19 protein-coding genes are annotated in these 17,252 nt (G+C 45.8%); 15 read left to right on the top strand and 4 right to left on the bottom strand.

Annotated elements, in window-relative coordinates:
- Nucleotides 1-329 precede the first annotated feature (329 nt).
- Both ACN0V2_RS00405 and ggt read left to right on the top strand, forming a co-directional pair.
- Nucleotides 330-1,328: a rhodanese-related sulfurtransferase gene (locus ACN0V2_RS00405; RefSeq protein WP_417548815.1), complete on the top strand. Its 999-nt coding sequence runs from the start codon at nucleotides 330-332 to the stop codon at nucleotides 1,326-1,328.
- Nucleotides 1,325-2,992, top strand: coding sequence for a gamma-glutamyltransferase (ggt, locus tag ACN0V2_RS00400; RefSeq protein WP_417548814.1), 1,668 nt, complete (start codon nucleotides 1,325-1,327; stop codon nucleotides 2,990-2,992). The genes ACN0V2_RS00405 and ggt overlap by 4 nt, the downstream gene beginning before the upstream one ends.
- 10 nt (nucleotides 2,993-3,002) lie before the next feature.
- Here ggt and ACN0V2_RS00395 read toward each other — a convergent pair whose 3' ends face one another.
- Nucleotides 3,003-3,464: a hypothetical protein gene (locus ACN0V2_RS00395; protein ID WP_417548813.1), complete on the bottom strand. Its 462-nt coding sequence runs from the start codon at nucleotides 3,462-3,464 to the stop codon at nucleotides 3,003-3,005.
- A gap of 34 nt (nucleotides 3,465-3,498) precedes the next feature.
- Here ACN0V2_RS00395 and ACN0V2_RS00390 point away from each other — a divergent pair, with 34 nt between their 5' ends.
- The gene (locus ACN0V2_RS00390) at nucleotides 3,499-4,263 is read left to right on the top strand and encodes a TatD family hydrolase (protein WP_417548812.1); all 765 of its coding nucleotides are present in this window, start codon (nucleotides 3,499-3,501) and stop codon (nucleotides 4,261-4,263) included.
- On the opposite strand, the gene ACN0V2_RS00385 is transcribed toward ACN0V2_RS00390, so the two are convergent.
- Complete coding sequence (locus tag ACN0V2_RS00385) at nucleotides 4,264-4,557, bottom strand: encapsulin-associated ferritin-like protein (protein ID WP_417548811.1); 294 nt, start codon at nucleotides 4,555-4,557, stop codon at nucleotides 4,264-4,266.
- Between the two features lie 94 nt (nucleotides 4,558-4,651).
- On the opposite strand from ACN0V2_RS00385, the gene ACN0V2_RS00380 reads away from it, so the two are divergent.
- The 11 genes from ACN0V2_RS00380 to ACN0V2_RS00330 all read left to right on the top strand — a co-directional run bounded on the left by ACN0V2_RS00380 (nucleotide 4,652) and on the right by ACN0V2_RS00330 (nucleotide 13,843).
- Nucleotides 4,652-5,563: an AAA family ATPase gene (locus tag ACN0V2_RS00380; RefSeq protein ID WP_417548810.1), complete on the top strand. Its 912-nt coding sequence runs from the start codon at nucleotides 4,652-4,654 to the stop codon at nucleotides 5,561-5,563.
- The gene (locus ACN0V2_RS00375) at nucleotides 5,563-6,531 is read left to right on the top strand and encodes a DUF58 domain-containing protein (RefSeq protein WP_417548809.1); all 969 of its coding nucleotides are present in this window, start codon (nucleotides 5,563-5,565) and stop codon (nucleotides 6,529-6,531) included. The genes ACN0V2_RS00380 and ACN0V2_RS00375 overlap by 1 nt, the downstream gene beginning before the upstream one ends.
- Complete coding sequence (locus ACN0V2_RS00370; protein ID WP_417548808.1) at nucleotides 6,521-8,566, top strand: transglutaminase TgpA family protein; 2,046 nt, start codon at nucleotides 6,521-6,523, stop codon at nucleotides 8,564-8,566. The genes ACN0V2_RS00375 and ACN0V2_RS00370 overlap by 11 nt, the downstream gene beginning before the upstream one ends.
- 81 nt (nucleotides 8,567-8,647) lie before the next feature.
- Nucleotides 8,648-9,385 carry a ThiF family adenylyltransferase gene (locus tag ACN0V2_RS00365; protein WP_417548807.1) on the top strand — a complete coding sequence of 246 codons (738 nt, stop codon included), beginning with the start codon at nucleotides 8,648-8,650 and terminating at the stop codon, nucleotides 9,383-9,385.
- On the top strand, nucleotides 9,378-9,878 hold the full coding sequence (locus tag ACN0V2_RS00360) for a hypothetical protein (RefSeq protein ID WP_417548806.1): 501 nt from the start codon (nucleotides 9,378-9,380) through the stop codon (nucleotides 9,876-9,878). The genes ACN0V2_RS00365 and ACN0V2_RS00360 overlap by 8 nt, the downstream gene beginning before the upstream one ends.
- 278 nt (nucleotides 9,879-10,156) lie before the next feature.
- On the top strand, nucleotides 10,157-10,711 hold the full coding sequence (locus tag ACN0V2_RS00355) for a TMEM165/GDT1 family protein (protein WP_417548805.1): 555 nt from the start codon (nucleotides 10,157-10,159) through the stop codon (nucleotides 10,709-10,711).
- A gap of 58 nt (nucleotides 10,712-10,769) precedes the next feature.
- Nucleotides 10,770-11,267 carry an aminoacyl-tRNA deacylase gene (locus ACN0V2_RS00350; protein ID WP_417548804.1) on the top strand — a complete coding sequence of 166 codons (498 nt, stop codon included), beginning with the start codon at nucleotides 10,770-10,772 and terminating at the stop codon, nucleotides 11,265-11,267.
- Between the two features lie 155 nt (nucleotides 11,268-11,422).
- Nucleotides 11,423-11,773 carry an ArsR/SmtB family transcription factor gene (locus ACN0V2_RS00345; protein WP_417548803.1) on the top strand — a complete coding sequence of 117 codons (351 nt, stop codon included), beginning with the start codon at nucleotides 11,423-11,425 and terminating at the stop codon, nucleotides 11,771-11,773.
- Nucleotides 11,770-12,303: a rhodanese-like domain-containing protein gene (locus tag ACN0V2_RS00340; RefSeq protein WP_417548802.1), complete on the top strand. Its 534-nt coding sequence runs from the start codon at nucleotides 11,770-11,772 to the stop codon at nucleotides 12,301-12,303. The genes ACN0V2_RS00345 and ACN0V2_RS00340 overlap by 4 nt, the downstream gene beginning before the upstream one ends.
- A gap of 5 nt (nucleotides 12,304-12,308) precedes the next feature.
- On the top strand, nucleotides 12,309-13,133 hold the full coding sequence (locus ACN0V2_RS00335) for a sulfite exporter TauE/SafE family protein (protein WP_417548801.1): 825 nt from the start codon (nucleotides 12,309-12,311) through the stop codon (nucleotides 13,131-13,133).
- 11 nt (nucleotides 13,134-13,144) lie between these two features.
- Nucleotides 13,145-13,843: an MBL fold metallo-hydrolase gene (locus ACN0V2_RS00330; protein WP_417548800.1), complete on the top strand. Its 699-nt coding sequence runs from the start codon at nucleotides 13,145-13,147 to the stop codon at nucleotides 13,841-13,843.
- On the opposite strand, the gene ACN0V2_RS00325 is transcribed toward ACN0V2_RS00330, so the two are convergent.
- On the bottom strand, nucleotides 13,840-14,778 hold the full coding sequence (locus tag ACN0V2_RS00325; RefSeq protein WP_417548799.1) for a diguanylate cyclase: 939 nt from the start codon (nucleotides 14,776-14,778) through the stop codon (nucleotides 13,840-13,842). The genes ACN0V2_RS00330 and ACN0V2_RS00325 overlap by 4 nt on opposite strands.
- A gap of 81 nt (nucleotides 14,779-14,859) precedes the next feature.
- The gene (gene dbpA / locus ACN0V2_RS00320; RefSeq protein WP_417548798.1) at nucleotides 14,860-16,242 is read right to left on the bottom strand and encodes an ATP-dependent RNA helicase DbpA; all 1,383 of its coding nucleotides are present in this window, start codon (nucleotides 16,240-16,242) and stop codon (nucleotides 14,860-14,862) included.
- A gap of 149 nt (nucleotides 16,243-16,391) precedes the next feature.
- On the opposite strand from dbpA, the gene ACN0V2_RS00315 reads away from it, so the two are divergent.
- Complete coding sequence (locus tag ACN0V2_RS00315) at nucleotides 16,392-17,246, top strand: hypothetical protein (protein WP_417548797.1); 855 nt, start codon at nucleotides 16,392-16,394, stop codon at nucleotides 17,244-17,246.
- The last annotated feature ends 6 nt before the right edge of the window (nucleotides 17,247-17,252 follow it).

The raw sequence follows: 17,252 nt of genomic DNA, 5'->3' as shown, positions 1-17,252 counted from the left end.
ATACACGACCCAACAATATCCATGTAAAATGTAGGGTCTGTTGTTTTTTCAAAGCCGCCTCTGTTGTGAATTGAAAAAACGTCATACAAGGCGCGAGGAATGCGGTTTGGTTGTTCCAAATAAATGACGAGCAACACCGGATGGCGTTTTTTCAATCACAACCCGAATGGCTGGGACTATTTTTCCGACCATCTGCCTTGGAAATGACTTATGTAGAATGACTACACCGCATCATTTCCGCCTTGTTGGACGAAAAAATAGTCTCCAGCAGTGGTGGCTTTGAAAGAACAACAGACCCTAAGGTTTTTAACTCGTTACGGAATATTTCTATGGCTCAAACTGTGGTCTGCGCACTGTATGAATTTGTCACTCTGGATGATTATGCTGCGATTAAACCATCGCTGCTCAAATTCATGCTGGATCATGAAGTACGGGGCACTTTGTTGCTGGCACAGGAAGGTATCAATGGCACCGTCGCCGGCTCGCGACAATCTATTGATGCATTGCTGGATTATTTGCGTGCCGATCCCAGATTAGAGGATTTGAGTTACAAAGAGTCGTATACCAATAATCCGCCCTTTCTGCGCAGCCGGGTGAAACTAAAGCGTGAAATCGTCACCATGGGCGTCGAAGGCATCGATCCGAAACAGTCCGTCGGCACCTATATCAAACCCAAAGACTGGAATCAGTTAATCAGTGATCCTGAAGTGTTACTGGTCGATACCCGCAATGATTACGAGGTACAGGTTGGTACCTTTAAAAACGCTGTGAATCCCCACACTGAAAGTTTCCGTGAGTTTCCAGAATACGTAAAACAACATCTGGATCCGCAAAAACACAAAAAAGTCGCCATGTTCTGTACTGGCGGAATACGCTGCGAAAAATCCACGGCGTATTTGAAAGAACAAGGTTTTGAAGAGGTTTATCACCTGGAAGGTGGCATTCTCAAATATTTGGAAGACGTACCAGAACAGGAGTCACTGTGGGAAGGCGAATGTTTTGTATTTGACGAACGCGTCACCGTAAATCATAGCCTTGAAAAAGGCGAATACGATCAATGTCATGCCTGTCGGTTACCGATCACTGAAGAAGACAAACAAAGTGAACAATACCAGCGCGGTGTTTCCTGCCCGCATTGTTTTAATAAAACCACTGACGATCAGAAAGCCCGCTATGCCGAACGTGAAAAACAGGTTCAATTGGCATTGAAACGTGGTGAAGCACATATTGGCTTAGAATCAAACGAGGCAGCAGAACAACACCGATTGGAAAAAATACGTCGAAGAGAACAGGATAGGCTTGCCGCCAAACAAAAACAGCATCCATGAGATTATTCACCAGTCTTTTACTTTGTCTATTAATCACTCCGGTCAGCTTTGCTCAAAACCAAAGCGGACAAGCGGCAATTGCATCTGCCCATCCTTTAGCAACCCAGGCCGGATTTGAAATTCTGCACCAAGGTGGCAACGCCTTTGATGCAGCGATTGCCGTCAGTGCCGCACTTGCTGTGGTTGAACCTGCTGGATCTGGTCTGGGTGGTGGTGGATTCTGGTTATTACATCGTGATGCAGACAAACATCAAATAATACTGGATAGTCGTGAAACGGCTCCAATCAAAGCACATCGTGATATGTATCTGGATGAAAACGGTGAAGTGGTTCGTGATTTATCATTAAATGGACCTCTGGCGGCTGCCATTCCCGGAACCCCGGCTGCATTGGATTATCTGACGCAGCATTATGGCAAGTTGCCATTATCAATTACGCTTGCCCCGGCAATTCGTTATGCCAAAGAAGGCTTTGCTGTCACTCCGCGCTACCAGCGATATATGGGGTTTAGAAAACATTCATTAAATGCCGAAGCCAAAACAATCTTTCTGGATGGAGATGACATTCCCGAATTAGGCACTGTGATTATTCAACAGGATTTAGCCAACACCCTCGAAGCGATTGCTGAAAAAGGTCGCGATGGTTTTTATCAGGGGGATATCGCTCAACAGATGGTGGAATCGGTGCAGGCTGCCGGTGGTATCTGGAGCCAACAGGATCTGGCAAATTATCAACTGAAAATCCGCCAGCCAGTAAAGACTCAAATCGCAGGTTACACCATTACCACTGCAGCGTTGCCCTCAGCAGGTGGTCAGTTGATAACTTTGATGCTGAATCAATTGAATACACTGAATTACTGGCAAGCTGACCAGCTACAAAAACGTCACTGGCTAATCGAAACAATGCGCCGGGCCTATCGCGAGCGAACGGTGCATCTGGGCGACAGTGATTTTGTTGAGGTTCCAGACTATTTGATTGACCCTGAGTATGCCAAAAAACTTGCAACGAATATCGATCCACAAAGAGCCAGTAACAGTGATGATTTGCCGGATGAGTTCAGTAATAAAGGCGAAGACACTACACATTTTTCGATTGTTGATCAGTATGGTAACCGGGTATCGGCCACACTAAGCATCAACTATCCTTTCGGTAGTGGTTTTGTAGCAGGTAATACTGGCGTATTGCTCAATGATGAAATGGACGATTTTTCAGCATTAAGTGGCAGCCCGAATGCTTATGAGCTGGTCAGCGAATCTGCCAATGCGATCGAACCTGGCAAACGCCCGCTATCCAGCATGACTCCCAGTTTTGTTGAAAATGACCAGCGTTTACTGGTAATCGGCACACCTGGCGGCAGCCGGATTATTACCATGGTGATGCAAGGTATCCTGCATTTTATGGAAGGTCAGGAAGCCCTAGCAATTGTCAGTGCGCCACGATTACATCATCAATATCTGCCAGACCGGGTACAAATGGAAACTCCCGGCTTCAGTGAGGCAGAGCAAAAAGATTTGATCCGCCGGGGTCATCAACTGGATATATTAAACCGGCAATTTGGCAATATGCAGGTGATAGTTGCCGATAAAACAGCCCGCCATCTCAATGCAGCCAGTGACCCACGTGGTGAGGGCCTGGCAAAAACTGAAACCGTTACGCTCGATTAAAACTGTTTGATTACAGTTTCATCTCTGAAGGCATCACGCCTTTACGGGCCTGCACCAATGCGCTTCCCTCCAGTACAATCAACGCGATTAATGTCAACGAAATCGGTACCAAAGCAAACCATCCGAGCACTGAGCGCTGAATAAACCGCATGCTTTCATCGGCTTGAGCCTGCAATAAAAATGAGCCAACACCAAATATGACTGCCGCAACCAGATAAGCACCCAGCAAGTACAAACAACGCTTCCAGGCAAGTTTCCAATGGGCTTGAACCAGTGCTGTCTGTTGTTGTGAATTGTGTGCTTTGTAGGCTATTGAGCCAATCATTACCAGGGATCCCGCTAGCGATATCAACACAATTAACCACAGATTTCGGGTACCAAACAAAAGGGCCGGAACCAAAAAATGAAATATGGCTACGTTGAACATTAAGCGCTCATGTGGCTTACTGGCTTCATGATAGATTTCTGACATGATATGTTCCTCTGTTTATAAAGGCAGTCTCAACATGTTGCACCTGATTGATAGTCATTGCCATCTCGACTTTAATGATTTTGATGCAGATCGTCAGGCTATCCTGACAAACTGTCTTCAATCAGGTATCGAAAAAATTGTCATCCCCGGCGTCACGGTCAATAGCTGGCCCAAACAAATCGAGTTGTGTAATAGCAACACAATGCTATCGCTGGCGTTAGGCTGTCATCCAATGTTTATGGAAGAACATCCTGAAGATGCCGCACAACTTCTGGATCAGGCCGTCCGCCAATACCAGCCAATTGCAATTGGGGAAATCGGCCTGGATTTTTATGTGCCGGATGCTGATATAAGCGCCCAACTTAGCTTATTTGAAGCTCAATTGGATGTCGCAGTTAAATATGCCTTGCCTGTTATCCTGCATGTTCGTAAAGCCCACGATGAAGTTCTCAAACTATTACGCCAAAAAAAAATAATCGGCGGCACTGTACATGCATTCAGTGGTAGTGCCCAGCAAGCGGAACAATATCGTGATCTCAATTTTCTATTAGGTATTGGCGGCGCATTGACCTACCCTCGCGCACAAAGATTACAAAGGCTGTTTACCGAGTTACCGCTGTCGCAAATTGTCTTGGAAACTGATGCGCCCGATATGCCGCTTTGCGGTTATCAGGGACAACGTAATACCCCTGAAAATATTCCGGTGATACTGGAAAAGCTCAGTCAATTACGTGGTGAGTCCAGCAATCATATTGCTGAAATCACCACGGCGAATTGTCGACGTCTTTTCAGTATCTGACTAATCGTGATGATGGGTGATTTCGCCTTCGGTAAATAAATAATCCCGTAATTGCTCATCCATTTTTTTATCTTTTCGACGGATCCATTCCAGAGTCATCGCGGCATGTTCTTTTTCTTCATCACGGTTATGTTCGAGAATCTTTTTCAGTTCCACATCTTTGCAGGCATCTACCCGCTGGTTATACCAGTCAACTGCCTCCAACTCCTCCATCAACGATACGATGGCACGATGCATATCTTTGGTTTCGTCTGATAACTCATTAAACGGCTCGTGGTAACCTTCATTTGACATTTAAATCTCCTTAGCAAAAAGTGAAAAGAACCCAACTCAAATTAGCATGTCTATTCCGACATCAACAATAACCTACATCAACCAAGGACTTTCCATGACGCACGGCAGCATTGATCGCATACTCCACTCGATTAACGCAGTGATTCTCGGTAAACAGCACGCCGTCAAACTGGCCTTATCCTGCCTTATTGCCCGTGGACATTTGTTGATTGAAGATTTGCCCGGTGTCGGTAAAACTACATTAGCACATACGCTGGCCACTACCTTGGGTTTACGTTTTCAGCGGGTACAATTCACCAGCGATATGCTGCCTGCAGACATTCTTGGTGTATCAATTTATGACCCCGAGAAACACCAATTCAGCTTTCATCGTGGGCCAATTTTTACCCAGTTACTGTTAGCCGATGAAATTAACCGTGCCTCACCTCGCACGCAAAGTGCCTTGCTGGAAGTGATGGAAGAACAACAGGTCACTATAGAAGGTGATAGCTACCCGTTGAATGATCCATTTTTTGTTATCGCCACCCAAAACCCCACCAATCAGATTGGCACATTCCCATTACCGGAATCACAACTGGATCGATTTCTGATGCGTATTCAAATCGGTTACCCCGATCACCAGGCCGAACGTGCTTTGCTGACAGGCGAAGATCGAAGGCAGATGCTAAAACAGCTTACTGCTGAAATCACTCCAGATGAATTGCTTGAACTGCAGCAAACAGCCAGCAAAATAGCGTTGAGTGATGCCCTGATTGATTATGTTCAGGCCTTGTTAGCCTATACCCGACAAACGGGTCAGTTTTATAACGGCCTGTCTCCTCGGGCAGGCTTAGGTCTGATTCAAGCTGCCAGAGCCTGGGCCATGATCAGTGGTCGTGACTTTGTGATCCCTGAAGATGTGCAGGCGGTTTTTCCCAGTATTGTTCAACATCGCCTGCAAGCCCGCGACCATCTGCAATCGGCTGATTGGACGGCAGAAATCCTGCAGCAGGTGGCGATTCCCTGATGTTAATGTTGCGCCAATATTGGCAGCGCTGGCGACAACAGCAGCGCTATCGGGTATTTATTTTGCCCAGCCGTTATGGAATGAGCTACGCGATGTTAATTCTGGTGATGTTGCTGGGTGCCATTAATTACAACAACAGCCTTGGCCATTTACTCAGTTTTCTGTTGGTCGGTGTCGGCCATGTCGCCATGCATCACAGCTACCGCAATGTAAGACAGCTAGATTATCAGCTGGGTCATGCTGAACCGACATTTTGTGAACAAAACATTCTGTTGCCGATAACGTTCATCAACCAAAGCCAGCGCCCTATCCGGCAACTGGAAATGGCTTATCTGGCATCACCCTCTACATCAAGTTGGTGGCCGTTTAAAAAGTTTTCCCGCTATGTTGCTGTTTATAAGGCCGCTTTAATTGCTGCAGATCAAAACAGCCTGCATCTGATACCAATCCCTACCCGGCAAAGAGGATGGCAAGACTTAGGTCGGCTGCAACTTTCCAGTGTGTATCCGGTCGGCTTGTTATTCAGCTGGTTTTTTATTGATATTAATCAAAGTGTTCTGGTTTACCCAAAGCCAGTCGGTCAAAAACCGATGCCGCTTCCCTCAGCGATGGAAACGGGAGTGGCTTTTCAACATCAGCAAGGCATTGATGATTTTGCCGGTTTTCATCGTTATCGCGATGGCGATGCCAGACAACATATCGCCTGGAAAGCCCTGGCTCGTGATGGTGTATTACGGACCAAACAGTTCAGTAGTCCCACCGGACAGAGTCTTATGCTGCAGTGGCAGGATGTTGCTGAGCTGCAGGATACCGAAGCCAAATTATCGCAATTATGCCAGTGGATACTCTCCGCTGATGCAGCCGGATTGCAATACGGGCTGGTGATGCCAACTCAAACCATTGATATTGCGACGGGTGAACATCACCGACATCAATGTCTGCAAGCTCTGGCATTGTATGGCCAGTAAAAAACCGGTTATCGCTCCATCACAAACGGCCATTCATTGGTTGATGGTGACATTGACGATTATTGCCATTCCGCATTTCTTCTATCAGCCACTCTGGGTCGCGTTGATATTCTTGTTAATGATGAGCTGGCGCGTGATGCATAGCTGGCGTGGTTGGTCATTACCTGCTGATAAACGGCTGTTAAAAGTACTGCATTCCATCAGTGCAGTACTGACCATCGTGCTGGTGTTTTACAGTTACGGCATCACCATCGGCCGTGATGCAGGTGTCGCGTTATTAACTACCATGGCGGCCTTCAAAATTGTCGAAGTGAAAAGTCTGCGGGATTATTACCTGAGTTGCTTTATGGGTTTTTTCCTGGTCATCACCCATTTTTTCTTTAATCAAAGTATTCCGATCGTCATATTGATGTTGGTCAATGTGATTCTGCTGACCAGTTGTTTGATTACTGCCAACGAAACGGACAGCTCTGCCAAAAACCGTGTCAAACAGGCCAGCGTTATGGTGTTGCAAGCTACGCCGTTAATGCTGGTGTTGTTTGTGTTGTTTCCACGTATTTCCGGCCCCATCTGGGGATTGCCCAATGATGCAATGGATATTCCCGACAGCCTGCCAGACAGCATGACATTGGGTGAAGTACCGCCTCGTAATGCAGTCACAGGCATGTCTGATGACATTACCATCGGCAATATAAGTCAGCTGACTCAATCCGATGCCATTGCCTTTCGCGTCAAATTTGATAACAACCAGTTTCCTGATCGGCAGAATCTCTACTGGCGTGGACCAGTCCTCTGGCATACCGATGGTAAACGCTGGTTACCTTTAAATGAGAAGCAGAAAAAACAGGATCAGGTCGTGCAAATTCATGTCACAGGTGAACCGACTACCTATAGCATGACCCTGGAACCACATGACAGACGCTGGTTGTTTGCCTTGGACTTCCCTACCACCTATCCCACAACCATGCAGACCCAGATCACAGCAGATGGTGAATTAAATAGTCGCGAGGTAATCAAACAACGGGTGCAATACAAATTAAGCTCACATAAACAATACCAATTTAACCCTGAAGTGGATGGCTATTTGGGCTACGGGTTAAATCTGCCGGATGATCGCCACCCACGCAGTCAGCAATTGGCCCGGGATTTGATCGAAAAAAGTGAGTCCAATGAAGCTTATATCGACTCTGTATTGGATTATTTTCGCCAACAGAACTTCAGCTATAGTCTCACACCTCCAGCCTTGCGCGGTGATACCATTGATCAGTTTCTGTTTGAAACCAGACAGGGGTTTTGTGAACATTATGCAGCGAGTTTTACCGTATTAATGCGCGCTGCCGGTATTCCAGCCAGAATTGTCACCGGTTATCAAGGTGGCGATATCAACCCGGTCGATCAAATTCTCACTGTCCGCCAGCGTGACGCGCATGCCTGGACAGAAGTCTGGCTGCCAAATAAAGGTTGGATCCGAATTGATCCTACTGCTGCGGTATCAAGTAATCGGGTAGATTTTGGCATTGGTGATTTATTGCCGGCTGAACGACGCTCCCCTAGAGCCATTGCCAATAACGATCGTTTGGTGGAAATGTGGCAGTCTGCAAAAAACAACTGGGATGCACTTAATAGTGCCTGGGATATGTGGGTTGTCAGCTACGGGCCGGAAAGACAACTCGATTTACTTAAGAAACTCGGCATGCATCAGCCGGATTGGCAAAAAATGATTAGCTGGCTGGCGATAGGTATTGCGCTGATATTCAGCTGGATTGCCTGGACAACCTTAAGACTGAAGTCTGTATCCCAAGATAGGATACAACGTGTTTATCAGCAATTTTGTGCCAAGCTCGCCCGGCTGGATATTGTGCGCCGGCCCAATGAAGGACCAGAAGATTTTGCTCATCGGGCGCAACAGGCCCTTCCGGCGTATCAACAACAGATTTCCACCATCACTGATCTTTATCTGCATTTACGTTATCGCGGCGATGCCGTTGAAAAAGCTTTCTTTGATTCAGTGAAGCAATTTAAGCCCCAACTTTAACGGTTCAACCAGCGCCTTTTGCCATTAGCGGACGGTTATCGGAAAATAGCCGGAATTAAACTTTGTGGTTGAGGAAAACGAATGGCGCACAGCAACCCGCTCTTTGAGCGCACGCATATTTTGCTGGGAGACTCCGGTATTGAACAGCTGCAGAACAGCCATGTTTTTCTGGCAGGCATGGGCGGAGTCGGCTCATTTACCGCTGAAGCACTTGCCCGCATGGGTGTGGGTAAAATGACTCTGGTGGATCATGATGTGGTATCAGCATCGAATCTGAATCGCCAGCTGGTAGCTTTGAACTCAACAGTCGGTAAATTAAAAGTCGAGGTCATGGCACAGCGGATCGCAGATATAAATCCGCAATGCGAGCTGAACCTTATTACTGATTTTTTAACACCAGAAACTATTCCCGATACACTCAATCAAGGCTTTGACGTAATCATTGATGCGATTGACAGCATGAGTAGCAAAACCACCTTACTGGAAACCGCATGGCGTAATCAGTTGCCGGTATTCTCCAGCATGGGCGCCGGAGGTAAACTTGATCCGACCCAGGTACGTACCGGCGATTTAATGAATACTTCTATCTGTAAGCTCGCTAAACAATTACGTTCACATTTACGCAAGCGCGGTGTCGGTAAAGGAATCCAAACGGTTTATTCGCTGGAGTACCCGTTACCACCTTTGCCGCCGGAACCGGTCAGTCGCGGACGGGCCCGCGCTGTAAACGGCACGGTAAGTTATATGCCTTCTATATTCGGTTTAACACTGGCGGGCCTGGTGATTAATCATATTATTGGTGATGCCCGACGTGTCTGATCCGCAAAATGTGGTGAATTGCACAGAGTTTTACCAGCAACATCTGCAAACACTGCTGCAGCCTTACGGTATTAAAATCAAACAGGTTGCTGAGCATGAAGCCATACCCGGCAGTTTTTTTGGTGAACGTGAAGCTGGACTGGTAGGCAATCAATTATTGCTTCGGCTTGATACGCCAGTGCATTCGGCGCTACATGAAGCCGGTCACTACATTTGTATGGATGGTCAACGGCGCATTAAATTAGATACGGATGCGGCCGGTGATTACGACGAAGAAAATGGCGTGTGTTATCTGCAGATCTTGCTTAGTGATTTTCTGCCTGAACTCGGCCGAAATCGGATGATGTTAGATATGGATAGTTGGGGCTACAGCTTTCGGCTTGGTAGTGCTAAAGCCTGGTTTGAACAGGATGCTGAAGATGCGCGCGAATGGTTAATCAAACACCACATCATTAATGAAAACGACCAGCCCACCTGGCAACTCAGAGAATAAAAAAACCATTCATTGCAGCAAATTAACAGCATGCTTATAATGCCAGCTGTCTTAGGGGAGTAGTCTACCCATCTTAGGTTCTGTTTGTTTCTCATCATTGATGGGAAACAAACAGAACCTAGTGCGTGAATCTGTCAACATACTTGTGTCCTCAAGACACATGGCAGATTCGTGTCATTCACTAGAATGGCATTGGCAAGACCTGAGGCAAATAACAACTCCATAGGCGGGTAGTTGTTATTTGCCTTTGGTTTTTATCCCGCCTGAGTAGCCAAATCATGGAAGCTTTTTTTGTCTCAACCACCACCGTTGCCCTGGCGGAAATCGGTGATAAAACCCAACTCCTTTCGTTATTCCTAGCGGCACGTTTCCGTGCCCCCATTCCCATCATTTTCGGCATCTTAGTCGCTACCCTGCTTAATCACGGTCTCTCAGCCTGGCTGGGTGTCTGGATCACTGAGTTTATCTCGCCGCAAACGGGACGCTTACTGATCGGCATCAGTTTTATTGCCGTTGCTTTATGGATATTAATTCCTGACAAAGAAGAAGATGCTTCTTCCAATCTGAATCGCTATGGAGCGTTTGTCGCGACTTTAGTGTTATTTTTTCTGGCCGAGATTGGCGACAAAACGCAAATTGCCACCGTTATTCTGGCAGCACAATATCAGCAATTCTTTCTTGTGACACTCGGTACGACAGTTGGCATGATGCTAGCGAATGTACCTATTGTGCTATTCGGTCATCAGCTGATGCAAAAATTGCCTTTGAATGCAGCTCGCTATGCAGCTTCGATTGTATTTATGTCTTTAGGAATTATTACGCTATTGCTTTGACAGTTTGAGCAATTAATTCATACAGTAACCGTTTTCGAATCACCTTGATGGAGAATCCATGAGCCAGACTATCAGCTCGCCAGTCACTGAATTATTAACTCAGCACGCAGTTACCTACGAAGTAGTTGAAATACCGCTTAGTGAAGATAAAAAACCGATCCGTAATCTGGAAGAGTTACTGAGTAGTCAGGGTCGCGATCCCAATTCCGTGGTTCGCAGTCTGTTATTTAAAACGGGTACGGGTCAGTTTTGCCTGCTGGCAGTAGCCGGTGGCGGACGTGCTGATTGGGCAGCCTTAAGAAAACAGCTTGGCGAGAAAAAACTGCGCATGGCCGAGTTTGATGAAGTCTCCGAAGCAACTGGCTATGTAGTTGGTGCCGTACCACCAATTGCGCTGCCTGAAACAATTACGGTTTTAGCTGATAACAGTGCATTTAAGTTTGATCAGGTGATTATCGGCAGTGGTGTTTTAGGCTATGCGCTGTCGTTAAGCGGCAGTGATCTACAAAAAGTCATGTCAGATGTGCCCGTTAGCGAATTCGTAAAAATCGAGTAAAGCAGTTAAAGCTGGCGTCCACACGCCAGCTTCCTTTCAGTTGATCCATTAATTATTCAGACATCAGCCTCAAACATCATTAATTACTAATTTAGATTCATCTAATTTAGAAAGAACTTATATACTCGCATTACTTTATTATGCGAGGACATACCATGAGCACGGCTACCCAGTCTTTTCCTGATATGCACGAGATGCAAACTCATGCAAACAAAGCGGCCGATTTGCTCAAGCAAATGAGCAACGAGCACCGACTGATGATCTTATGTGCCTTGGGTAACCAGGAGCTGGCCGTCAGTGAAATCAATCTTCTGGTGCCGCTCAGTCAGTCGGCATTATCACAACATCTTGCCAGCCTGCGTCATGCGGAATTAGTCAAAACCCGCAAAGATTCACAAACCGTCTATTACCGGCTGAATGGCGATGCCGCGCTGCGTATCATCGCCGTTTTGCAATCTCTGTACTGTCCTGAATATCAAACGTCTTCATGTGGAGAGAAATCATGAGTTATACCATCGAAAAACCAGAAACGGTGTTTTTAAGTAAAACACCCGCCGATATTTGCATTGTCGATGTCAGAACAACCGCCGAAGTTAACGCCAAAGCGTTGCCCGGCGCCATCCATTTGCCATTACAGACATTCAGCGTTGAGGCATTGCAACAGGCAATCACCCAGCACTCAGCAAACCCTGAGAAAATTTATCTTTTATGCCATTCAGGACGTCGTGCCGAAACTGCTGCCAAACAAATAGATGGGCAAGTTTCCCAATCCTTAGTGGTCATTGAGGGTGGTATTCAGGCCGTTGAGAAGATGAATGCCGACTGGGTGATCACACAGGGAAAGACTATCTCTATCGAACGCCAGGTTCGCATTACTGCGGGAGGTTTGGTATTAGGCGGTGTAATTCTTGGATTTGCTGTGAATTCAGCTTGGTTTGCCTTATCAGGATTTGTCGGTGCTGGTCTGATGTTTTCTGGTATTACCGATAGCTGTGCAATGGGCTTAATCATCGCAAAAATGCCCTGGAATAAATAACATCGATGTTGCTGATAATTGGCATTGTGATTGGCTTATTGCTTGGCCTTACCGGGGCTGGTGGTTCTGTATTTGCAGTGCCTTTACTGATTATGCTGGGCGGTGTTTCAATTCATCAAGCCGTGACGTTATCGTTAGCCGCCGTTGCTGCAGTTACTTTGTATGGCAGTGCCAGAAATTTTAGTAATCAAACTATTTTATGGAAACCTGCTGCTTTGTTAGCCATTAGCGGCATGTTGGCTGCACCCTTTGGACAAATGTTAGCCATGAGGTTAAGTGAAACGTTTCTGGTAGGCAGCTTTAGTCTGCTAGCAGTCATTATCGCTATTCGCATGTGGATTACAGCAACAACAATGCCCGAAGCCAGCAAAGTTGTTCGAAGCAGTCATCTATCATTGCAAAACGCCACCGGCGTGCTGTGTAAGTTCAGTCCGACTGGAGAATTTCAACTGCGTCCACGCTGCATGAGTGGATTAGTGCTGGGCGGCTTTTTGGTTGGCTTGTTATCAGGTTTATTTGGTGTGGGAGGCGGTTTTTTAATTATTCCGTTACTGCTGTTACTGAGCCAGGTCAGCATGATACAGGCTGTCAGTACATCTTTGATTGTTATCGCAGTGATCAGCAGTACAGGGTTTATTTCACATCTCACGTTTGGACAGATCAATTATCTCCCATTTGAATCACTGGCCTGGCTGATTGCCGGAGGACTGACCGGTATGTACACGGGTCAACTCATCAGCCACAAAATAGCCAATGCCCTTTTGCAAAAAATCTTTGCCATTGGCCTATTAGCAATAGCGATGACGATGTTTTATCTGCAACCAAAATAGGACTAATCAGTATGTTATTCAGACAACTATTTGAAAAAAACTCATCTACCTACAGTTATTTGATTGCAGATACCGATACCAAACAAGCGGTATTAATTGACCCAGTGATTGACGAAACAGAAAGCTATATACGCTTATTAAACGAATTTGGTTTAACGCTCAAAGTGGCGATGGATACGCATACTCATGCTGATCACATCACGGCGCTTGGCAAACTGCGTGAACTCACAGGCTGTGAAACCTATATGGGGCAACAGGCAAATTCTTCATGCGCCAACGACAGTTTCCATGATGGGAGTAAAATTGAGATAGGTAACATCGTACTAACCGCCTTATATACTCCAGGTCATACTGACGATTCTTACAGTTTTTTATTGGAGCATGACGATCAACTTTATCTATTCACTGGTGATACATTATTGATTCGCGGCACTGGCCGTACTGATTTTCAAAATGGCAGTGCCACAGATCAATACAACAGTCTGTTCGACAAGTTATTGAAATTTCCAGAGGATACCTGGGTCTATCCGGCGCATGATTATAAAGGTTGGATGGTCAGCACCATCAGTGAAGAACGTCAGCATAACCCGCGTTTACAAGTGAAAGATGTTACTGAATACAAAAAAATTATGGGTAACCTGAACTTGCCCAATCCAAAAATGATGGATGTCGCTGTACCGGCAAATCGCGCCTGCGGTAATCTAGTTTAAGCGGACTGAATGCAGTTACGTCCTTTCTGCTTGGCCTGATAAAGCTGTTTATCTGCCCTGCTGATTAATTCAGTATGCTCAACATCTTGCGAGGGAATCATCGTGCTGACTCCCAGGCTGATGGTGAGTAATTGACTCACTTTCGACTGTTCATGCGGTATTTGTTTTTTAAATAAAGCCTGACGACAACGCTCCGCTATCAACCACGCAGCGTTTTCATCTGTTTCAGGTAAGAGCATGACAAATTCTTCACCGCCAAATCGACCGAAGAAGTCACGTGAGCGTGCTTTAACGTTATTCAGGGTTTCAGCCACCTGTTTTAAACAGTCATCGCCCTGCAAATGCCCATAAAAATCGTTATATTCTTTGAAAAAGTCGATATCAATAATAATCAACGACAATGGCTGTTTATTTTGCCGGGCTTTAAGCCATTCCGTTTCAATAACGGAATCAAACATCCGACGGTTGGCCACACCGGTCAAGCCATCTTTGAAGGAAAGCTCCTCCAGTTCCTTTTGCAGCTTTATCAATTCCTGCTCGGTCTTTTTGCGCTCGCTGATATCAAACATAAAACCGATTAATGAATCGACCTCTCCATTTTCCTTGCGCACTACGTGAACTACATCCCGGATCCAGACATAGTTACCATCTTTTGTCAGTGCCCGATAATCCGCTTCGTGATCGATTCCTGACTTGGATTGGGAAACGCAGTAATTCACCACCCATTCCCGTTCATCTTCATGCATCCGAGCAGCCCAATCTTCAACCGACTTCCAGCTTGTTGGCTCCCAACCTAACAAAGCCTCAATTTGCGGGCCAATGTAAGTGAATTGCATAGTAGGCCAATCTAATTTCCACGGAATGGCTTTGGTTGATTCCAGCAGTGTTTTATAGATATCGTTTTCGGTTGGGATATCATGAATCAAGTCGGTCATGGCAATACTCTTACAAACAGTTAGCTCGGGGTAATTATTACCACATTTAAAGAAAGGTTATTGGGGTTTTCTTAAAGATTTTTAACGTATTTTTCTGGCGCGAATAGCACGACCTTTCACTTTGCCGTCAGCCAGGTAATTCATTGCCTGTCGCAATGAAGATTTACTCACCGCGACATAACTCGACATATCAAAGATATCAATTTTGCCGATATCGGCGCCATCAAGTCCGGCATCACCGGTTAAAGCGCCCAGAATATCGCCAGGTCGGAGTTTGTTTTTACGCCCCGCATCCAACTGAATAGTTACCATATCGGCTTCAAGCGTAAAACTGTCATCACGATCTAATGACGCTGGCACATCACAGCGACATGGTTTCTTCTGATATTTCTCAATTGCCAGCATGCGTGGCACCTCAGCTTCGGCAACCAGACTCATTGCCAGTCCAGACTCCCCCGCCCGACCAGTACGTCCAATCCGATGAATATACACCTCGGGATCCCGCGGCAATTCATAATTGATGACCATTTCAATTGCTTTGATATCCAGACCGCGTGCGGCTACGTCGGTGGCAACTAATACCGGGCAGCTCTGATTAGCAAAGCGAACTAACACTTGATCGCGTTCACGTTGTTCCAAATCACCATGAATCGGCTGAGCATCAATTTTTTTATTTCTTAACATCTCAGCGACTTCATCGCATTGTATTTTGGTGTGGCAGAACACAATGGCATTTTTGGGTTGATAGTGCTGGAACAACAGTATCAATGCATTGTTACGTTCCTGTTTTTTGATTTCATAAAACAGTTGATCAATTACCGTTTGCTGGTGTTGTGACTCAACGGTAATCCTTGTCGGCTCCCGTTGAATAGTGCGACTGATCTGTTTGATACCATCAGGAAACGTTGCTGAAAATAACAAGGTTTGTCTGGAACTTGGCGTCTGTTTAATGATCTCTTGCATTGCATCGACAAAGCCCATATCCAACATACGATCGGCTTCATCCAGCACCACGGTTTTGACTTTATTCAGTTTCAATGTGGATTTTTTAAGATGGTCCTGAATCCGCCCGGGGGTGCCAACAACGATATGTGCACCGTATTCCAATGACGCAATTTGCGGACCCAGAGGTTTACCACCACATAACATCACCAGTTTAAGATTCGGTATGCCACGGCCCAAACGGCGTAATTCTTTACCGACCTGATCAGCCAGCTCACGGGTTGGACAAATAATCAGCGCTTGAACAGCAAAGAAATCAGGTTGAATCGCTTGTAACAAACCAATACCAAAGGCAGCCGTTTTACCACTGCCGGTTTTGGCTTGAGCAATGACATCCTTGCCTTGCAAAATTAATGGCAGGCTTTGTGCCTGAACAGCTGTCATTTGCTTATAACCAAGTGAATCAAGAACGGCCAGTTGTTCGGCAGGTAAATTTAACGATGAAAAATCAGTAACAGACATGGGGAGCTTTAAAGAAGGAAAGAAAGCGAGCATGATACCAAAAAGCTCGCTGAAACATTGCTTTACCTGAATTTACATCGCAGTCATTGAACCAACAATTTTACTGTCAGTCTGATTGTTATCAGCCAGCCAACTGTGAGGTAATGGCTATGTCATTATTTAAAAACTTATTTGTTCAAGTGTTTGCCGCCAGCTTGCTAAACGGGCTTTTGATATTTTTGCCAAATCAAACAAGTTATGCCGACGTGTCGGTGAATGTGCAGCTTGGTCAGAATCTGCATCATAGTCCTCATTCTGGTTTTTCTGGTCATCGTCATTATCGACATCCCTCAACGGGCATTTCAGGTCATCGTTCTTTTGGACTGGATCCCAGACTAAATCATCATCGTTATCCGAGTTATAAGCCTCATTATCGGCATTACGACACCATCCGGCCGCGCCATCGTTCTGGTTATTACGGATATCGTGGCAGCAATATAACCATCGTAGCGCCGCTGATTTATTCAAAACAATATCAATCGGTTCCGCCCACCAGAAACTACACCGCTAATCGCCCCCAAACGATCACGTCGAACAACACGCTTTCCCGTTATCAAAACATTGATGGATGGGAAGCACTGTCACGTTATGAAGCGACCACTGCAATCAATGCCTTCAAGGCCCAATCCAGCAAAGATCCCAAAGCTTCTCTGCCTAAAGTAGGATTTGCATTGGCTACTGCTTTACAAGGTGAATCAGATAAAGCCGTTTGGGCTCTGAATTTGGCCTTAACAGCAGACACCAAAGATCTGCGTTATTTCAGTGCAGATCCTGGTTTGCAATTGGTGATTGATGATTTATTAGACAATTATCAAAATGCCTCATTGATGAAAGCTACTCTGCTATATTTGAAACAGGACTATCGCGCAGCTCAATCAGCCATGGAGATCGCCTTGACCGAGTGTGATAACTGTTCTGCTACGAAGAATATGCAACACCTAATTCAGCAACGGATCAGTAGTTAGAAATAA

This window comes from Methylophaga sp. (genome assembly GCF_048266885.1).
GTDB lineage: Bacteria > Pseudomonadota > Gammaproteobacteria > Nitrosococcales > Methylophagaceae > Methylophaga.
Note: the sequence above shows the minus strand (reverse complement) of the source record. Positions and strands in the feature narration are given on the sequence as shown.